Source organism: Sphingomicrobium lutaoense, from assembly GCF_014195685.1.
In the GTDB taxonomy this organism is placed as follows: Bacteria; Pseudomonadota; Alphaproteobacteria; order Sphingomonadales; family Sphingomonadaceae; genus Sphingomicrobium; species Sphingomicrobium lutaoense.
Genome location: NZ_JACICF010000001.1, coordinates 1,510,103 through 1,528,090 on the forward strand (window position 1 = coordinate 1,510,103; position 17,988 = coordinate 1,528,090).

Sequence of the window (17,988 nt, forward strand, 5' to 3'; positions counted from 1 at the left end):
GCCAGATGTTGAACCGCATTGTTACCCTCGCCGCCACTGCCGGCATGGCCGCATCGCTCGTCAGCGCTCCGGCTTCGGCGCAGCGCAGCCAGGTCGAGGTGGTCGTCTATGGCGACGATCCCTGCCCCCGCGCCGCCGAAGACGAGATCGTGGTTTGCAAGCGGCTCGGCGAGGAAGAGCGTTTCCGCATCCCCCAGGAATTCCGCCGCACTGCCGAGCGGGTCGAGAACCAGAGCTGGGCCGCCCGCGTGCGCTATCTCGAACAGAATAACGAGACCGGCCTGCCGCAGTGCACCGCCGTCGGTCCCGCCGCGGGCCAAGGTTGCCTGCAGAAGGAAATCGACGAAGCCGTGGCGAAGCGCAAGCAGCTCGAGGCGGACGAAACCGCCCCCGAATGATCAGTCGCCGCTTTTCTTCGCGGCGACCCAGTTCATCACCTGCATCTCGAGCACGTCGAGCGGGACCGAACCCTGCCCGAGCACCACGTCATGGAATTCGCGCAGGTCGAAATCCTCGCCCAGTTCATCGCGCGCCCGGCCCCGCAATTCGCGGATCTTGAGTTCGCCGATCTTGTAGGCGAGCGCCTGTCCGGGCCATGAGATGTAGCGATTGACCTCGGCATCGATATTGGCCTCGCTCAAGGCGGTATTCTCGGTCATGAAATCGACCGCCTGCTGCTTCGACCAATTCTTCGAGTGTAAGCCGGTATCGACCACCAGTCGGGCGGCGCGCCACATCTCGTAGCTGAGGCGCCCCATGTCCTTGGCTGGCGTGTCATACAGCCCCATCTCGATACCCAGCCGCTCCGAATAGAGACCCCAGCCCTCGACGAAGGCCGTGAAGAAGGTGCCATTCTTGCGCCATGCGGGCATGTCCAGTTCCTGCTGAATGGCGATCTGGTGGTGATGGCCCGGCACTCCCTCATGCACGGTCAGTGCGGGCACCTCCCACAAGGGCCGCTGGTCGAGCTTGGAGGTGTTGACATAATAGGTTCCGGCGATGCCATTCTCGGGGCTGCCCGGGTTGTAATAGGCCGTGGTGGTGCCGGGAGCGATTTCCGCGGGGATCTCGCGGATGCCATAGGGCAGGCGCGCCAGATGCCCGAACAGGGTCGGCATCATCCCGTCGATCTTCTTCGCCTCGCGCGCGACATATTGCATCAGCGCCTCGGGCGTTTCGGCATAATATTTGGGATTGGTCCGCAGATCCTCGATAAAGGCTTCGCGGCTTTCGAAGCCTGCTTCGGCGGCGACCTTCTCCATCTCGCTGCGGATCCGCGCCACTTCTTCAAGCCCAATCTGGTGAATCTCGTCGGCGCTCAATTCGGTGGTGGTCATCTGGCGGATGCGGAAATCATAATATTCCGCCCCGCCCGGTTGCGCCGACACGCCCACCTCGGTCGAACAATAAGGCGCATATTCGTCGCGGTACCAGCGCGCATGCTCGCCATAGGCGAGCCGCAGCCGCCCATCGATCAGCTTGAGCGCGCGCTGCTGCAGATCGCGCCAGGTAGCCGCATCGATCATGTCGGGCGCTTCGCCGCGGAACGGCTCGTACAGGCGGCTTTCCGAAGCGTCCTCGGGAATGACCCCGCTGATCGACTGTTCGAAATCGACCATCGCCACGCAGGGCAGCGTATAGCCGCCCTCGACGGCCTTGCGCGACACGGCGATCGCGGTGTCATTCTGCGCGGGATAGGCCGCCAGCCGCTTCAGATAATTCTCATAGTCCTCGACATCGTCGAACTTGAGATTGCGCCCCAGCCCGGCAATCGCCTGGTGCCAGCCCGACCGGTTGGTGAAGAGCATCAGCCGCTGGCCGAATTCATTGGCCTCGACCGCTTCCGACAGGCTGCGTTCGAGGATTGCCTTGGAAATGCGCGTCTCCTCGTCGAGCCCGCTGTCGGGAATTTGCCGCAGTTCGGAAAGGAAGCGCGCCGACATGGCGGCCCGCCGGTCCATCGCCTCGATCGAATAATCGTACAGCTTGTCATCATGCCCCTCGATCGCCAGCGACGATGCGAGCGTCGGATTATCCTCGAGGACGAACTCCCAATAACGCTCGGTAAGGTCGGCAAAATCTTCCTGCGGACCGGCAAGGGCGGGGGCCGCGCTCATGATTGCGACGGCGAGAATGGCGAAACTGCGCATGGACTTTGATCTCCCTGTTCGGGCGCGGAAGCTAAAGGCTCGCGCCGCGCTTGCAAGGCTCCTTTCGACCAATTGCGCCCCGCCTCACCGGAACATGCGCATTTTTTCACCCTTGTGTCGGCTAGCCGACTAGCGCTGGGCCGCGCGAGAACATATAAGGAACAGATGGCCCGGCTCGACACTCAGCAGAAGTTGGAAATTCTCGCGGATGCCGCCAAATATGACGCATCCTGCGCGTCGTCGGGTTCGTCGCGCCGCGACAGTCGCGGCGGCAAGGGCATGGGCTCGACCGAAGGCATGGGTATCTGCCACGCCTATGCCCCCGACGGCCGCTGCATCAGCTTGCTGAAGATCCTGCTCACCAACAGCTGCATCTTCGACTGCCATTATTGCATCAACCGCAAGTCCTCCAATGTCCGCCGCGCGCGCTTCACCGCGCAGGAAGTCGTCCAGCTCACGCTCAATTTCTACAAGCGCAACTATATCGAGGGTCTCTTCCTCTCCTCGGGCATCATCGGCTCGTCCAACTATACGATGGAGCAATTGGTCGAGGTCGCGCGCTCGCTCCGCGAAGATCATGACTTCCGTGGATATATCCATCTGAAGACGATCCCAGACGCCGATCCCGAACTGGTGCGCCAGGCGGGCCTCCATGCCGACCGCGTCTCGATCAATGTCGAACTTCCCACCCGTTCGGGCCTCCGCAAGCTTGCTCCCGAAAAGGACGACAAGCGCATCGAGGGCGCGATGAAGGACATGAAAAGTTCGATCGTCGACGCCCGCGACGCGCGCCGCAAATATCGCTCGGCGCCGCGTTTCGCGCCCGGCGGCCAGTCGACCCAGATGATCGTCGGCGCCGACGATGCCAATGACGGCGCGATCGTGACCCGCGCTCGTACGCTCTACGACCGCTTTGGCCTGCGCCGCGTCTATTACAGCGCCTTCTCCCCCATTCCCGAGCCGAGCGCGGTGCTCCCGCTCACGCGTCCGCCGCTGATGCGCGAACATCGGCTCTACCAGTCGGACTGGCTGATGCGCTTCTACGGCTTCACGCCCAAGGAGGTCGTCGCCACCACCGACGACAAGGGCATGCTCCCGCTCGACATCGACCCCAAGCTCGCCTTCGCCTTGAAGTTCCGCGAACAATTCCCGGTCGACGTGAACCGCGCCACCCGCGAACAATTGCTTCGCGTGCCGGGGCTCGGCACCAAGGCGGTGGGCCGCATCCTCGCATCGCGCCGCTTCCGCTCGCTCCGCCTCGACGACATCGCGCGCCTCACCGTCAGCCTGAAGAAGGTGCGCCCCTTCATCGTCACTGCTGACTGGCGTCCGACGCTGCTTACCGACCGCGCCAATCTGAAGGCGCTTCTGATGCCCGCTCCCGCCCAGCTCGACCTCTTCGCTCCGCCTCCGGCGAACGCCGCCTGAAACCGGCGCGTCGTTCGCCGCGTTGGGAATAGCAAAGGAGAAAAGGCATGGCCCGAACCGACATTTTCGACCGTTTGAAGGAAGACCATGACCGCCACCGCGAACTGCTCACGCGGCTCGCGGTCACCAGCGGCGACAGCGAGGACCGGCGCGCGCTCTTCGCCAACTTCAAGACCGAGGTGAAGGCCCATGCCGCCGCCGAGGAAGAGACGCTCTACGCCACGATGCTCGCCAATCCCGAACTTCGCCACGACGGCCAGCATTCGGTTTCCGAGCATAAGGAGATCGAGGATCTCATCACGAAGCTCGAGGAAACCGACATGTCCTCGCCGGGCTGGATGACGACCTTCAAAAAGCTCCAGCACGATTATCTCCACCATATCGAGGAGGAGGAGAAGGACATGTTCCCCGCCGCCGCCGACGGCTTGAGCGACGCCAAGGTGCAGGAACTCCGCAAGAAGTTCGAGGCGCGCAAGCCCGAGGAATATCAGCGCGCGCTCGACGGCGTGGATGACGGGGACGAGCGCGAATAGCGCATGGCATGACGCCCCCCGCTCCCGACCGGACGCGGTTTCACCGCATCACGCTCGACGCGCCCGACGATTTCGACGGCTGGCGCGACGCGGCGCGACGCCTGCTCGCTGCCGATGTCCCGCCCGAACGGGTCAGCTGGCAGGTCGCGGGCGCGGAAAGCGACCTGTTCGGGGCCGACGACGCTTCGCTTCCCCCTGCGACCGGCGCGCCCGTTACCGTGGGCAAGGATTTCATCTCGCTGGCGCGCACCGCGATCTGCCACCGCGATCCCGAACGCTTCGGCTTGCTCTACGCCATGCTGTGGCGCCTCAAGGGTGACCGCGCCGCGCTGCAGGACCGCGCCGACCCTTTGGTCACGAGGCTGCGCGCGATGGAAAAGGAAGTGCGCCGCGACGCGCACAAGATGCACGCTTTCGTCCGCTTCCGCGAAGTCGAGGAAGAAGATGGCGTGCGCATGGTCGCCTGGTTCGAACCCGACAACCATATCGTGCGGCGCGAAGCGGGCTTCTTCATGCGCCGCTTCACCAACATGCGCTGGTCGATCCTCACCCCCGATCTCAGCATCCATTGGGACGGGGAGACGCTCACCACCAGTCCAGGCGCGACCCGGCGCGATGCGCCCGATGGCGACCCGGTCGAGGAGACGTGGAAGGCCTATTACAAGTCGATCTTCAATCCCGCGCGGGTGAAGGTGAAGGCGATGACCGCCGAAATGCCGCGCAAATATTGGAAGAATATGCCCGAGACCGCGGCGATCGGCGAACTTCTCGCCGGGGCGCAGGCCCGCGAAGCCGCGATGATCGAGAAAAGCCGGAGCGAAGCCGAACCGCCGCCGCCGCCATCCAACGCGCAGGCGGCCTGGGAGGCATTGCGCCACGACATCCAGACCTGCCGCCGCTGCGATCTTTATTGCGACGCCACCCAGCCCGTGTTCGGCGAAGGCCCGCTATCGCCGCGCCTTTTCATTGTCGGCGAACAGCCGGGCGACCAGGAAGATCTGGCAGGCCGCCCCTTCGTCGGTCCTGCAGGCGCGCTTCTCGACGAGGCAATGGCCGAAGCGGGGATCGAGCGCGACCGATGCTATGTCACCAACGCGGTCAAGCATTTCAAATTCGTCCAACGCGGCAAGCGGCGGATCCACCAGACCCCCACGGTGGGCGAGATCAAGGCCTGCAACTGGTGGCTCGAACAGGAACGGGCGCTGGTTCGCCCGCCGCTTGTCGTCGCACTGGGCGCCAGTGCGGCCCGCGCGCTCATGGGCAAGGCCGTCACAATCTCGAAGGTACGCGAAGAGGGAATCATTCTCCCCGACGGAAGCGAGTGCCGGGTGACCGTGCACCCCAGCTATCTGCTGCGCCTGCCCGATGAAGGGGCGCGCCGTGATGAGCGCGCCCGCTTCGTCGAGGATCTGCGCCGCGCCGCCCAGCGGGCGGACGCGCTCGCCGCCTAGAAGGCGAAGCGCAGCGTGGCCCGCGCGGTGCGCGGCGCCAGCGGGTAGAGATTGTTGTCGTTATAGGCCTGCCCGATGCCCTCTTCGCCGAGAAGATTGTCGACATTGAGCTGCAGCGCGACATTGTCGGTCACATCGTAGAACAGCGCCGCATCGACGCGGGTGAAGCCATCGACTACCACTTCGTTCGAAATCGAAGCGAAGATATCGTCCTGGTGGCTGATGCCAAGACCCGCGGCCAGGCCGTCGGCAATGTCATAGCGACCCCAGAGCGATGCCGTGAAATCGGGCACGAAGGGCAGCGTCCGGCCCGCGGGCGCGGCCGCGGTATCGCGGCGGATCTCGGCGTCCTGGAACGCCATCCCGCCCGACAGCGACAGACGGCCGATCTTGCCCGATACGTCGATTTCCACGCCTTCGCTGCGCTGCGCACCGGTCAGCACCGTCTCGTTGGAGAGGGGATCGAGCGCACGGGTATTCTCGCGGTCGAGGCGATAGGCCGCCAGCGACAGGTCGAGCCCGTCGGCGAGGCGATATTTCACGCCGATCTCGCTGTTGGTGAAACGCTCGGGCTTGAGGCTCGCGGTGGTCGGGCTCAGGCTGTTGAACTGGTCACCCGACTGGGGAAGGTAGCTGCGGCTCCAGCTCGCATAGAAGCTCAGATCCTCGTTGGGCTTGAGGACGAGGCCAAGACGCGGGCTCCACAGATTGTCCGAACGCGACAGGTCGGTGCCGCCGACGAAATCCTGCACCCGGATGTCGAGCCAATCATGGCGAAGGCCCGCGATCAGGTCGACATGCTCGCCGATCGACAGCTGGTCCTGCACATAGACGCCGATTGCCTCGACATCGCTATGCGCGCCGCGCTCGCCCGAACCGCCACGGAAAGTAAGCGGCGGAATGACGAAGGGATCGGCCAGCGGCACGAAGGTCTCGCGACCGTTGGGGCTCTTCTGGTCGGCCGGCAGCGTGTCGAAGAAACCGCGCAGGCGCGCCGCATCGGTGTCCTGGTTGGCATAGTCGGCACCGACCAGCAGCTGGTGCGAAATCATGCCGGTGGCGAAGCTCGCGACAAGGTCGTTCTGCCACAGGAAGTTCTCGCGCAGCGTCATGTCCTCATAGGCGCTGACCTTGACGCTCGGCACGCCGTCCACGTCGGTCACCGCGCTCGACGGCACCGCGTTGCGATAGAGCTTGTCATAATCGCCATAGAGCGCCTTCGAGGTGAAGCGCAGGGCATCCGAAAAGTCATGGTCGAGCGTCATGTCGACGACATGCTTTTCCATGGTCGTGCGGTTGAGGCCGCGGGTGCCGAAGAAAGTCTCGTCGAAACCCTCGACCGCGCGGGCGGGGTCGGCGATCGAACCGTCGCGCGCCGAGGGGATGCCGCGATCGACATCGCGGTCGTCCTCGGCATATTCATAGCCGAGCGTGAGCTTGGTGTCGGCGCCGATGCGCCAACCCAGCGTCGGGTTCACTGCCCAGCGGTCGCCCTCGATATCCCGGAAATTGTCCATCCGCTCATAGACCGCGTTGACGCGCCCATCGACCGTGTCGCCGAGCGGGCTGTTGAGATCGAATTCGACAAAACCCGCGCCTTCGCTGTCGATCGACAGTGCGCCCGCCATGTAGCGGTCCGAGAAGGGCCGCTTGGTCACGCGGTTGACGATCCCGCCACCGCCACCGCGCCCGAAGATCAGCGCGTTGGGGCCCTTGAGCACTTCGATCCGCTCGACATTGTAGAGGCCGCGATAATGCTGGACATCGTCGCGAAGACCGTTGGTGAAGAAGTCGGCGGTGGTCAGCTGGCCACGAATGGCAACCTGGTCGCGATGCCCTTCGCCCGCATTGACCGTGACGCCCGGCACGTAGCGCAGGGCATCGCCCACCGACCGCAGTGCCTGGTCGGCGATCTGCTCGGCGGTGACGACCGCGATGGCCTGGGGCGTGTCGTTGAGATCGGTCTCGATCTTGGTCGCGGTGCTGCTCGACTTCTGGCCATAACCATCGCGCACACCGGTGATGACGATCGGCTCGGCTTCGACCATCTCCGCGCCCGCGGCAGACATGTCGGTGGCAGAGGCCATCTGGGGCAGTGCCACCAGGGCAGTGGCGGTCAGCAGGCTATGGCGAAGATGGATATGTTTAAGCACGAATTACAGCTCCCGGTGTATGAGTCGGGGGCCTGTGTAGTGTTAATGATAGTCATTCGCAATAGCGTTCCCTGAACTTTCTCCGAACAAATTGGAAAGTACATCGGCAAGCGCCCTCGCCCTTTCGCAAGGTTCGCTAAAAACTGCCGTTTTTCGTGCAATCACTCGGCGGCGAGCATTTCCTCGGCATCGCCCAGGTCCACCGATACGAGGCGGCTCACGCCGCGTTCGATCATGGTAACCCCGTAAAGCCGGTCCATCCGGCTCATCGTCACCGCATTATGGGTGACGATGAGATAGCGCGTATCGGTTTCGCGGTTCATCCGCTCGAGAAGGTCGCAGAAGCGCTCGACATTGGCATCGTCGAGCGGGGCATCGACTTCGTCGAGCACGCAGATCGGCGCCGGATTGGTAAGGAACAACGCAAAGATCAGCGCCACCGCCGTCAGCGCCTGCTCCCCACCCGAAAGCAGGGTCAGCGCCGCCAGTTTCTTGCCCGGCGGCTGCGCCATGATTTCCAGCCCCGCCTCGAGCGGATCATCGCTGTCGATCAGCTCGAGATGCGCGCGCCCGCCCCCGAACAGCGTGCTGAACAGGCTCTTGAAATGCTCGTTCACTTCCTCGAACGCCGCCAGGAGCCGGGTGCGCCCCTCGCGGTTGAGATGGCCAATCGACCCGCGCAGCCGCGCGATCGCTTCTTCCAGCTCTTCCTTCTCGCTCACATTGGCGGTCTGGCTTTCCTCGAGCTCCTTCAATTCCTGCTCGGCAACGAGATTGACGGGCCCGATCCGCTCGCGGTCGCCGACCAGCCGGTCATGCTCGGCCTTTTCCTCGCCCGCTCCGCCCAGCGCTTCCATCTCGAACCCGAAGCGCTCACACAGCATCTGCGGCGGGCATCCGAAGGCCTCTCCCGATGCGCGCGCAAAGTCGGCTCGCCGCGCCTCGGCGGCTTCCGCCCGCGCCAGCGCTGCAGCCCGCCGCTCGCGCGCACTGGCAAAGGCCTCGGCGGCATCGTGCAGGACCACTTCGGCAGCGCGCAGCCGTTCGGCCATCTGCGCCTCGAGCGCACTTGCCTTGCTGATCGCGGCATTCCCCGCCCCGCTCTCCGCTTCGAGCGCGGCAATCTTCTCTGCCAGCGCCGCAGGCTGGTCCTTCAACTCCTCGCGCTCGCTCGCTTGCCGCTCGGCACGCTCGGCGGTTTCCTCGAGCCGCTTCTCGGCATCGCGCGCGCGCGTCCGCCAATCACCCTGCTCCTTGCCAGCCGCGGCATGGCGTTCGCGCGCCGCCTGCATCTCGCGTTGCCGCGTCGCCGCCGCCGCCCGCTGTTCGGCGACCCGCTGCCCCGCCTTGGCGGCATGGTCGCGCGCTGTACGGATATCGTCCTTGAGCGTCTCGCCTGAAGGCAGCTTCTCCAAGGCCTGCCGCGCTTCCCTGCGCGCTTCCTCGGCAGCCTGCAGCAGCGGCTTCAACTCGTCGCGCCGCTGCGAAATCGTCTCGCGGCGGCTGGCCATCCGCTCGATCGCGGTGCGAGCCACGTCGCCCGCCCGCCCTGCTTCGCGGCCCCGCCGCTCGGCATCGGCCATCGCTTCGCGCGCATTCTCGCCATCCGCCTTGGCCTTGGCGACCGCCGCGCTCGCGGCTTTGCGCCGGGCCTCGGCGTCGGCCACAGCTTTCTCGAGCGCGGGCATCGTCTTGGCGAGCGCATCGCGCCGGTTGACCCGAACCAGCCGTTCGGCCGCCGCCGCGCCGCTTCCTTCGGCGACAAACCCGTCCCAGCGCCGCAACTTGCCTTCGCGCGTCACCAGCCGCTGCCCGGCCTTCAATTCCTGCCCCTCGTCGCGGTCGGCCACCGCGACCATCGCCAATCGGCGGCGAAGCTGCGGAGGCGCCTCGACCCGCGCTGCCAGCGGAACCAGCCCGTCGGGAAGCGGCGGATCCTGCCCGTCGCCGGGATCGACCCAGCGGCGCGGCGCATCGCCGCCCAACTCGGCCTCGATATCGTCGCCGAGAGCCGCGGCCAGCGCCTTCTCATATCCCGGCGCGGCCTTCAGCCCGGCAATCGCGCCCTGCCCCGACTGCGCCAGCGCCTCGTCGATCGCGCGCGCTTCGCTCTGCGCCGCCGACAAGGCGGCTCTTGCTTCGCCCAGCGCGGCTTCGGCGGCATCGCGCTGTTCGACCGCCTTGACCCGCGCCCGTTCGGCGGTAGCGATCGCGGCCTCGGCATCGCGGGCCGCCTTGGCGGCCACCTCGGCTTCCTTCTCGGCCTCTTTCAGCGCTTCATGTTCTGCGCTTCCGTCACCCAAGTCGCTCGCCTGCGCTTCGACCCTTTCGAGCTCGGCGCGCACCCGCGCGGCCTGCGCCTCGGCGCTTTCCAATGACGCCTCGGCCACCCGCCGCTCGGCGCGCAGCGCCGCTTCGCGCGCCAGCAGGTCGGCCAGCGCCGCTTCGGCATCGCGCGCTTCCTTCTCGGCCTTGCCCAGCAGTTCGGCGCTCCGCTCGGCTTCGCCTTCGCTATCCCCGAGCTGCTTCTCGATCCGCTCGCGCTCTTCTTCCAGCGCGGCGATCGCCTTGGCGGCATCCTGTTTGAGCGCTTCCTCGCGCGCCGTCTCGGCGGCCACCGCGGCAAAGGCGCGGTCGAGTTCGTCGAGCCGCCGCAACACCGTGTCGCGCTCAGCCCGCGCGGTCGCGAGCCGATGCGCCAAATCCTGCCCCGCCGACCGGGCGTAGACCGCATCCTCGCGCGCGCTCGCTAATGCCTTGGCGGCCTCGGCCTGGCGTTCCTGCGCTTGCTTCCGCCGGGTTTCGAGTTCGGAAGTCTTCTTCGCGGCTTCCTCGGCCTCGCTTGCCGCACGCCGCGCGCTCTTGTCGGCATCCTGCCATTGCGCGGCGATCAATCTCGCTTCGGCAAGGCGGATCTTCTCGGTCAGGAGGCGATAGCGCTCGGCTGCCCGCGCCTGCCGCTTGAGCGCGGCCGCGCGCGCCGCCTGCTCGCCAAGGAGATGGTCGAGCCGTTCGAGATTGCTCTCGGCCGCACGCAACTTCTGCTCGGCATCCTTGCGCCGCTGGTGAAGCCCCGCGATCCCCGCCGCTTCCTCGAGCATCTTGCGCCGCTCGGTGGGCTTGGCAGCGATGACCTGCCCGATCTTGCCCTGGCTGACGAGCGCGGGCGAATGGGCACCGGTCGCGGCATCGGCAAACAGAAGTGCGACATCCTTGGCGCGCACATCGCGGCCATTGATGCGATAGGCCGACCCCGCTCCGCGCTCGATCCGGCGCGTGACTTCGGTTTCGCCCGCATCCTCGCCCGCTTCCTCGCGCGACCGCTCGATCAGAAGCGAGACTTCGGCGAAATCGCGCGCGGGCCGCGCTTCGGTGCCGGCGAAGATGACATCTTCCATTCCGCCGCCGCGCAGGCTCTTGGGCGAGCCTTCGCCCATCACCCAGCGGATCGCTTCGAGAAGATTGGATTTGCCGCAGCCATTGGGGCCGACCACCCCGGTGAGGCCCGGTTCGATCCGCAGTTCGGCAGGTTCGACGAAGCTCTTGAAGCCGCTGAGTTTCAGCCGCCGGAACTTCATCGCGTCATGCCCCTCCCCAAACGAATCGCTACTCGGCCAAGGCCTTGTCGATCAATGGCTTGAGGCTAGACCAGTCGTGAACGGGCACCAAGCGATCATTTATCAGGAAGGAGGGCGTGCTGCTCACCCCATGCTCTTGATGCGCGGTGCGGCGCATCGCCAGCAACTCGTCGACCACCGACAATTCGTTCATGCACTCGCGAAGCGCATCGGCGCCGACCCCCGCATCACCATCGAGCGCGATCCCCGCGACCCCGCCCATCTGGGCGAGGCCGTGCAGATCCTTGGCATCGACAAGCGCCTGGCCCTTTTCCTTGTCGACCCGGCGGAAAGCACCGGTCCACTCGTCCTGCTTCTCGAGAAGCGCGGCGGTCACGTCGAAAAAGCGCGGCTCGGCCGAACAGCGCGCCACGCTCGACGCGATCATGTCGGGCAAGTTGAGCACGAAGTTGCGCATCTCGAGCGAGACCTGCCCCGTGGCGACATATCCGGCCAGGAGCGGCGACATCCCTTCATGATGGAAATGCGCGCAATGGCCGCAGGTCATCGACACGAATTCGACGAGCTGCACCGTCGCATCGGGATTGCCGATGCGATAGCCGCCCGCCTCGGTGCGGGCGACCGTGCCGGTCCAGTCCTCGGCTGCCGCCACCTGCGGCTCGCTCGACCATGCGGGCGCGGCCATGACGGGCATGGCCAGCGCCGCGAGGAGGAGTGGAAGACGCATTATTTCTCGCCGACCGCTGCCTTGACGATCGGCTCGAGCGCCGGCCACTGCGAAGCATTGTCGACCCGCGTTCCATTGAGAAGGAAGGTCGGCGTGCCCGGGATCTCATAATCCTGGTTCGCGACATTGGCGATCTCGACCAGCTTGGCGGCATTGGCTTCGTCGGCAAGGCAGGCCTCGGCCTTGGCCGACGGCAGGCCCCGCTGCGTGGCGAAGGCCAGCAGGCCCGAGGCCTCGGCGATCGCCTTGGAACGCTCGGCGGCGGGGAGCGCCTGGATCTGCTGTCCGCGCTCGGCCAGCGCCTGCTGCCCCTGCGCCGCCCAGTTGCGCTGCTGGGCAAAGAGGGCATGGGTCATCGGGAAGAAGCTTTCCTTGGTCCCGCACCGCGCGAGGATCGCCGCGGTGATGTCGAGCGGATCGCGGACATAGTTGCGATATTCGTAGGAAACGCGGCCCGATTTGACATAATTCTCGACCAGCGGCTCGACCCCGTTCTGGTCGAAATTGGCGCAGGCCGGGCAAGTGTAGCTGCCATATTCGACGAGCTTCACCGGCGCATCGGGATTGCCCAGCACATAGCCGCCTGCATCGGTGGTGGTGACCATTTCGCTCCAGTCGCCGCCATCGGGCGCCTCGACGGCCTCGATCGGCTCGTCGGCGACGGGCAAGTCATCGCCGCCCGAACCGCAGGAAGCGAGCGCCAGCGTGGCACCGGCGGCGATCATTTTGGTGATGGATTTCATTGGTCGTTGTCTCTCCGTTTGGAAATCTGGTCGGTCAGCTTGCCGACGGGAATGATGGTCGGGGGGCCGTCCTTTTCAAGTCCGGCGGCCATGGATTCAAGTACCGCGCGCAATTCGGGATCGGCGATCTCGCGCAATCCCTCGCCCAGCTCGCGCGGGACCGGGCGTGGCTGTGGCCGCTTCACTGCCTTGCGGGGTTCAGGGATGCGGCCCTGCCGGAACACCACCTTGGCGATCGCCCCATGGCCGAAAAAGGCATTCACCTTTTCCATGATCATGGGGGCAAGATGCTGGATCAGCGGGGCATGGGCGCCGTCGACCAGCAGCGTCAGCGTGCCGCCCGCCTTGCGCCCGGCGGGAAAGCGGATCGATTCGGGCAGGCTTACTTTGGCATATCGTTCGCCGACGATTTCGGGCCAGCGATGGACGATCGCGCCCTGGATGAAGCCGAATCGCTTGAAGGCCACCCCGCCGATGTCGCCCACCAGGTCGCCCGCGCGGCGCACCTTGCCCACGCGTTCGCCCTGCTTGCGGCCGGATTTGGGTCTGGGGGGTTTGGTCATCGCGCGCGACCATGCCATAGCGCGGCCATGCCCGCCAATCGCCAAATTGCCCTGCTCGACCATTATCGGCAAAGCGCGCGCGATCTGCCGTGGCGTTATCCGCCGGGCCATGACGGCCCGCGCGATCCCTACCGCGTCTGGCTTTCCGAAATCATGCTCCAGCAGACGAGCGTCGCGACGGTTACCACCCGCTTCGCCCGCTTCCTCGAACGCTGGCCCACGGTCGAGGCGCTGGCTGCCGCTCCGCTCGATGACTTGCTCGCCGAGTGGGCGGGGCTCGGCTATTATGCCCGCGCCCGCAATCTCCATGCCTGCGCGCAGGCAGTGGTCGCGATGGGCGGCTTCCCCGACAGCGAAGCAGCGCTGCGCCAGCTGCCGGGCATCGGCGACTATAGCGCCGCCGCAATCGCCGCGATTGCCTTCGGGCGCCCTGCGACCGTCATCGACACCAATGTCGAACGGGTCATCGCTCGCCTCCATGCCCTCGACAGGCCAGTGAGATCGGACCGCAAGCGCATCCGGGCGCTCGCCGATGACCTCTATTCGGGCGCCCCAGCGGGCGAAATGGCGCAAGCGCTGATGGATCTCGGCGCCACCATCTGCCGTCCGGCCAATCCGGCGTGCCATCTCTGCCCGCTGTCAACGGACTGCGCCGCTTACGCCAGCGGCGATCCCGCCTCCTTCCCGCCCCGCCCGCCGAAGAAAGTCCGCCCCGAACGATTCGGCACTGCCTGGTGGATCCGCCGCGACGACCGGCTGTTCCTCGTTCGCCGACCCGCCAGGGGAATGCTCGGCGGCATGGCCGCGCTGCCGGGTCCCGAATGGCAAGACGGCGCGCCGCCCGCCTGCAAGGCAGTGAGCGTCCGCCACGTCTTCACCCATTTCGCGCTGACCCTCCGGATCGAGGAGCGCGACGATCCCTCGGGACTTGAAGGCTGGTGGCATCCGCTCGACCGTCTCGACGAAGCGGGCCTGCCCACGCTCTATGCCAGGGCCGCCGAGCGGATGCTGGCCTGAACCCCGCCCATCGGGCGAGACCGCTTGAATGTCGTGCGCGTGCGCCTTAAAGGGCGGCGAACCATCCTTTTCATCGTTTCGGGAATCCCATGGACAATCGCAACAATACCATCGCTGGCTGGGCGCTCTTTGCGGGCATCGTCGCCCTTGGCGCGACCATCGTGACGGGCGAGTATTTCAGCGGCAAGGATGCCGAAGCCTGTGAAGACGAAGGCGGCTATTGCCCTTCCTATGTCGCCGAGGCCACGGCCGGCGGCGGCGAAGCCGAAGAGGAAATGCCGGTTTCCTTCTACCTCGCGACGGCCGACGCGACCCGCGGTGAAAATGTCTTCAAGAAATGCACCGCCTGCCACACCATCGCGCCGGGCGGTGCCAACGGCATCGGTCCCGCGCTCTACGGCGTGATGGGCAATCCGATCGCCGGCCATGCGGGCTTTGCCTATTCGGATGCCCTGAAGGGCATTGGCGGCACCTGGACCTGGGAAGAAATGGACGCATGGCTCGCCCGACCCGCGCGCTACGCGCCGGGCACCAAGATGAGCTTCGCGGGCCTTGGCGATCCGCAGGAACGCGCTGACCTCCTGCTCTATCTCAACCAGAATGACGGCAGCCCGCTCGCCGTTCCCCCGCCGCCCCCGCCGGTGAGCGAGGAAGAAGCCGCGGCCGAGGACGCCGCCGCCGAAGGCGATGCGCAGCTCGCCGAAGATTCGCCCGAACTCGAAGCCGGCGTCGGCGAAGTGGCCGAAGGCCCGGACGGCGGTCTGAACGTCCCCGAAAAGCAATAGGATAACGCGGCGATGGTCCAGTCATCCGCACGGACCGTCGCCGACTATCTCGCCCGGCTTCCCGAAGACCGGCGCGCGGTCATCGCCGACCTGCGCGAGCGCATCAATGCCGCGATGCCCGAAGGCTATCGGGAAGAAATGGCGTTCGGCATGATCGGCTGGACCGTCCCGCTCGACGTCTCCGGCCCAACCTACAACGGCCAGCCGCTCGGCTATGTCAGCCTCGCCGCGCAAAAGCGCCACAACGCGCTCTACCTCAATTGCAGCTACATCTCGAAGGAAGCGCAAGCCCGCCTCGAGGCCGCCCATGAGAAAGCGGGCCTAAAGCTCGACATGGGCAAAAGCTGCATCCGCTTCAAAGGCGCCGATGACCTCGCCTGGGATGCCATCGCGAAGGAAATCGCTTCGCTCACGCCCGGGGAATTCGTCGCCGCCGCCGAAAAGGCGCGCACCGAAGGCAGCTGCTAGCCTCACTCAGGGGTGGTGGCAGGTGTCATAGACCCGGCACACCTCGGCCCAAGCTTCCTCGGCGGTCTCGCACCAGGTGATGAGATCGAGATCGCGCCGCGAAATCGTCCCTTCGAGCGCCAGCGCATCGAGATCGATCACCCGGTCCCAGAATTCTTCCTTGCCGAACAGCAGGACGGGCATCGGCCGCACCTTACCGGTCTGGATGAGGGTGAGTAGTTCGAACAGTTCGTCGAACGTCCCGAACCCGCCCGGGAAAACCGCGACCGCGCGGGCGCGCATCAGGAAATGCATCTTGCGCAGCGCGAAATAGTGAAACTGGAAGCTGAGGTCGGGGGTCACATATTCGTTGGGCAACTGCTCGTGCGGAAGCACGATATTGAGCCCGATCGATTCCTTGCCTTCGTCGGCGGCGCCGCGATTGCCCGCTTCCATGAAGCTCGGGCCACCCCCGGTGGTCACCACGAAATGGCGGTCGCCATTCTCGTCGACGGGATAGCTGCTCGCGATCCGCGCCAGCTTACGCGCCTCGTCATAATATTTCGACTTGGCGACCAGCCGCTCGGCAACCTTGCGCCGCCAATCGTCCTTGGCCTCGTCGAGCATCTTCTGCGCCTTGGCAGGCTCGGGCACGCGCGCCGAACCATACATCACGAACAGCGACGCGATATTGGCTTCGTTCATCAGAAGCTCGGGCTTCAACAGCTCGAGCTGGAAGCGCACGGGACGCAGATCGTCGCGAAGCAGAAAGTCGGTATCCTGGAAAGCGAGCTTGTAGGCCTCGCTTTCGGTCTGCGGGCTGGTGGGCGTGTAACGCGCCGCGGCGGCGTCGGTCTTGGACGAAGGAAAGACCGGATCGGAAGGCTTGTGATGATCGGACATGGGGAGCGGACTTAGCCGCTCCCCCTTGGCTTGACTAGGCGTTTTGCTCGGCCGCGTCCCCGGCACGCCCCCAATCGAGGTTGCGCGTGGCATACATCACCGCCGCCAGCGCCGCGAAGATCATCAGCGAACCGATGAGCAGCGCATATTCCTCGAGCCCCAGGAGAATATAAAGCGCGGCATAGAGAAGCGCGAGCAGCCCGCCCACTGCCAGCGCCCGTCGCCAACTTTTGAGGATCGCCGCGCAATAGGCCGTGACCAGGGCGGCGATCGCCGCCGAAGCAATGAGATAGGCGGGCGCGAAGCCGATCACCTCGGCAAAGGCAAGCAGCAGCACGAAGAACAGCACCAGCGCCGCTCCGACGAGCAGATAGGCCACCCCCCAAATGCGCCGCCCGCCGATCACGTCGAACATCAGGAGCGCAAGGAAAGTGAAACCGATGTGCAGGAAACCATATTTGGTCGCGCGGTTGACCCGCGAATAAAGATCGACCGGCTCGATGAGGTCGACAAGCGCCATCGGCTCGGCGGTCATGACCCGCCCGCCCGAACGGTCGATGGTCGGCGTGCCCGGCTGGCTGTCGAGCGAGACGAGGCTCTTGCCCAGCGCGAGATTGCCGATCCGGTACGTCGCGCTGAACCCCTCGCCCGAAATCTCGCGCTCGTCGGGAATGAAGCCACCGATGAAGCTCGGGTGCGGCCAGCTCGAAGCAAGGCCGAATTGGGTCCGGCCCGCAGTCGGCACAAGCCCCACCGACGCCGATCCGCGAAAATCGAAGGCGAACTCAGCGACGATCACCCCGTCGCGAAGCGAGGAGGCGTCGACGAAAGCGAAAAAGCCCGATCCGCCCTTCGACCCGCCGCCCGGCTGCAGCCGCTGGGCCACACCGTTGACCGCGACCTGCGGGTCGGCACCGATCCCCTTGGGATCCGACAGGCCGAAGCGCAGTTCAGCATCATCGAGCCGCAGGCTGTCGGGATCGACCTTGTAACGGTCGAGATCGGGCGGAAAGGCGAAGCGCGCGATCCCCTCGGCCCCCGCTTCATAGACGACCGCTTCGTAGATCGAGCGCGCCCGCCGCTCGGGGGCAAGCTGGAGATCGAGTTCGAGGATTTCGGGCGACAGCAGCAATTCACCTTCGACTTCACGCGCGGTGGTAATCCGCTGGCCGTCCTCGACCCGGGTCTCGTTGCGCGTATAGCTGTAGGGAATGGCAAGCACCGGTCCCGAAATCGCCTGCGGCCCGCCCCAGCCCTCGGTGATCGACCCCTGCGCGACTTCGGATTGGCTCTGCCGGTCATAGACCAATGCCCAGACCGAGAAGAGCGGAATGGCGAGAAGCAGCCCGATGAGGATGGCAAGAACCAGCTTCTGGCCCGGACTTTTTTCTCCCTGCCGCCAACCCATCGCCTGCCTCCTCGCAAAAGCCGCTCAACGGTTCGTCTACAGAAATGCACGGTTCGTCGTCAAGGGTGGTGCGATGGGCCGCCCGGAACAGGAACGCCCCGC

General features: G+C 65.7%; 15 protein-coding genes. 7 read left to right on the forward strand and 8 right to left on the reverse strand.

Translation table 11 applies throughout. From position 1 onward, the window contains the following. Window positions 1–5: 5 nt before the first annotated feature. Window positions 6–398 (forward strand): hypothetical protein, encoded by a 393-nt coding sequence (locus FHS50_RS07610; RefSeq protein ID WP_183933724.1) that lies wholly within the window; start codon window positions 6–8, stop codon window positions 396–398. On the opposite strand, the gene FHS50_RS07615 is transcribed toward FHS50_RS07610, so the two are convergent. After that, the gene (locus tag FHS50_RS07615) at window positions 399–2,150 is read right to left on the reverse strand and encodes a DUF885 domain-containing protein (protein ID WP_183933725.1); all 1,752 of its coding nucleotides are present in this window, start codon (window positions 2,148–2,150) and stop codon (window positions 399–401) included. 165 nt (window positions 2,151–2,315) lie between these two features. Between FHS50_RS07615 and FHS50_RS07620 the strand changes: the two genes are divergently transcribed. The 3 genes from FHS50_RS07620 to FHS50_RS07630 are packed head-to-tail and all read left to right on the forward strand — an operon-like array spanning window position 2,316 to window position 5,562. Further along, window positions 2,316–3,578: a putative DNA modification/repair radical SAM protein gene (locus FHS50_RS07620; protein ID WP_183933726.1), complete on the forward strand. Its 1,263-nt coding sequence runs from the start codon at window positions 2,316–2,318 to the stop codon at window positions 3,576–3,578. 47 nt (window positions 3,579–3,625) lie between these two features. Further along, entirely contained in the window at window positions 3,626–4,111 is a 486-nt protein-coding gene (locus FHS50_RS07625) for a hemerythrin domain-containing protein (protein ID WP_183933727.1), read from the forward strand. A gap of 8 nt (window positions 4,112–4,119) precedes the next feature. Then, entirely contained in the window at window positions 4,120–5,562 is a 1,443-nt protein-coding gene (locus FHS50_RS07630) for a UdgX family uracil-DNA binding protein (protein WP_183933728.1), read from the forward strand. Here FHS50_RS07630 and FHS50_RS07635 read toward each other — a convergent pair. The 5 genes from FHS50_RS07635 to FHS50_RS07655 form a co-directional block, all read right to left on the reverse strand. Then, window positions 5,559–7,715 carry a TonB-dependent receptor gene (locus tag FHS50_RS07635; protein WP_265569240.1) on the reverse strand — a complete coding sequence of 719 codons (2,157 nt, stop codon included), beginning with the start codon at window positions 7,713–7,715 and terminating at the stop codon, window positions 5,559–5,561. The two genes, FHS50_RS07630 and FHS50_RS07635, sit on opposite strands and share 4 nt — an antisense overlap. 161 nt (window positions 7,716–7,876) lie before the next feature. Next, window positions 7,877–11,293: a chromosome segregation SMC family protein gene (locus FHS50_RS07640; RefSeq protein ID WP_183933729.1), complete on the reverse strand. Its 3,417-nt coding sequence runs from the start codon at window positions 11,291–11,293 to the stop codon at window positions 7,877–7,879. A 28-nt stretch (window positions 11,294–11,321) separates the two neighbouring features. Further along, on the reverse strand, window positions 11,322–12,020 hold the full coding sequence (locus FHS50_RS07645) for a DsbA family protein (protein ID WP_183933730.1): 699 nt from the start codon (window positions 12,018–12,020) through the stop codon (window positions 11,322–11,324). Beyond that, window positions 12,020–12,745 (reverse strand): thioredoxin domain-containing protein, encoded by a 726-nt coding sequence (locus tag FHS50_RS07650; protein WP_221184844.1) that lies wholly within the window; start codon window positions 12,743–12,745, stop codon window positions 12,020–12,022. Before FHS50_RS07650 ends, FHS50_RS07645 begins: the two co-directional genes overlap by 1 nt. Window positions 12,746–12,759: 14 nt before the next feature. Then, a complete protein-coding gene (locus FHS50_RS07655) occupies window positions 12,760–13,326 on the reverse strand; it encodes a DUF721 domain-containing protein (RefSeq protein ID WP_183933732.1) in 567 nt (188 codons plus the stop codon). A 27-nt stretch (window positions 13,327–13,353) separates the two neighbouring features. Here FHS50_RS07655 and FHS50_RS07660 point away from each other — a divergent pair, with 27 nt between their 5' ends. From FHS50_RS07660 to FHS50_RS07670, 3 genes are all read left to right on the forward strand, one after another. Next, window positions 13,354–14,343, forward strand: a complete 990-nt coding sequence (locus FHS50_RS07660) for an A/G-specific adenine glycosylase (RefSeq protein WP_183933733.1) — start codon at window positions 13,354–13,356, stop codon at window positions 14,341–14,343. An 89-nt stretch (window positions 14,344–14,432) separates the two neighbouring features. Next, on the forward strand, window positions 14,433–15,128 hold the full coding sequence (locus FHS50_RS07665) for a c-type cytochrome (protein WP_183933734.1): 696 nt from the start codon (window positions 14,433–14,435) through the stop codon (window positions 15,126–15,128). Between the two features lie 12 nt (window positions 15,129–15,140). After that, window positions 15,141–15,596, forward strand: coding sequence for a DUF1801 domain-containing protein (locus FHS50_RS07670; RefSeq protein WP_183933735.1), 456 nt, complete (start codon window positions 15,141–15,143; stop codon window positions 15,594–15,596). 6 nt (window positions 15,597–15,602) lie between these two features. On the opposite strand, the gene FHS50_RS07675 is transcribed toward FHS50_RS07670, so the two are convergent. Further along, window positions 15,603–16,478, reverse strand: a complete 876-nt coding sequence (locus tag FHS50_RS07675) for an LOG family protein (RefSeq protein WP_183933736.1) — start codon at window positions 16,476–16,478, stop codon at window positions 15,603–15,605. Between the two features lie 34 nt (window positions 16,479–16,512). Continuing rightward, window positions 16,513–17,886: a cell envelope integrity protein CreD gene (gene creD / locus FHS50_RS07680; RefSeq protein ID WP_183933737.1), complete on the reverse strand. Its 1,374-nt coding sequence runs from the start codon at window positions 17,884–17,886 to the stop codon at window positions 16,513–16,515. Window positions 17,887–17,988 lie beyond the last annotated feature (102 nt).

What these genes read in the sequence shown, in the direction of transcription:
- creD (WP_183933737.1), bottom strand. Translation starts at nt 17,886, where the DNA reads ATGGGTTGGCGGCAGGGAGAAAAAAGTCCGGGCCAGAAGCTGGTTCTT.
- FHS50_RS07660 (WP_183933733.1), top strand. Translation starts at nt 13,354, where the DNA reads ATGCCCGCCAATCGCCAAATTGCCCTGCTCGACCATTATCGGCAAAGC.
- FHS50_RS07640 (WP_183933729.1), bottom strand. Translation starts at nt 11,293, where the DNA reads ATGAAGTTCCGGCGGCTGAAACTCAGCGGCTTCAAGAGCTTCGTCGAA.
- FHS50_RS07625 (WP_183933727.1), top strand. Translation starts at nt 3,626, where the DNA reads ATGGCCCGAACCGACATTTTCGACCGTTTGAAGGAAGACCATGACCGC.
- FHS50_RS07610 (WP_183933724.1), top strand. Translation starts at nt 6, where the DNA reads ATGTTGAACCGCATTGTTACCCTCGCCGCCACTGCCGGCATGGCCGCA.
- FHS50_RS07655 (WP_183933732.1), bottom strand. Translation starts at nt 13,326, where the DNA reads ATGACCAAACCCCCCAGACCCAAATCCGGCCGCAAGCAGGGCGAACGC.
- FHS50_RS07620 (WP_183933726.1), top strand. Translation starts at nt 2,316, where the DNA reads ATGGCCCGGCTCGACACTCAGCAGAAGTTGGAAATTCTCGCGGATGCC.
- FHS50_RS07630 (WP_183933728.1), top strand. Translation starts at nt 4,120, where the DNA reads ATGACGCCCCCCGCTCCCGACCGGACGCGGTTTCACCGCATCACGCTC.
- FHS50_RS07665 (WP_183933734.1), top strand. Translation starts at nt 14,433, where the DNA reads ATGGACAATCGCAACAATACCATCGCTGGCTGGGCGCTCTTTGCGGGC.
- FHS50_RS07650 (WP_221184844.1), bottom strand. Translation starts at nt 12,745, where the DNA reads ATGATCGCCGCCGGTGCCACGCTGGCGCTCGCTTCCTGCGGTTCGGGC.
- FHS50_RS07670 (WP_183933735.1), top strand. Translation starts at nt 15,141, where the DNA reads ATGGTCCAGTCATCCGCACGGACCGTCGCCGACTATCTCGCCCGGCTT.
- FHS50_RS07675 (WP_183933736.1), bottom strand. Translation starts at nt 16,478, where the DNA reads ATGTCCGATCATCACAAGCCTTCCGATCCGGTCTTTCCTTCGTCCAAG.
- FHS50_RS07645 (WP_183933730.1), bottom strand. Translation starts at nt 12,020, where the DNA reads ATGCGTCTTCCACTCCTCCTCGCGGCGCTGGCCATGCCCGTCATGGCC.
- FHS50_RS07615 (WP_183933725.1), bottom strand. Translation starts at nt 2,150, where the DNA reads ATGCGCAGTTTCGCCATTCTCGCCGTCGCAATCATGAGCGCGGCCCCC.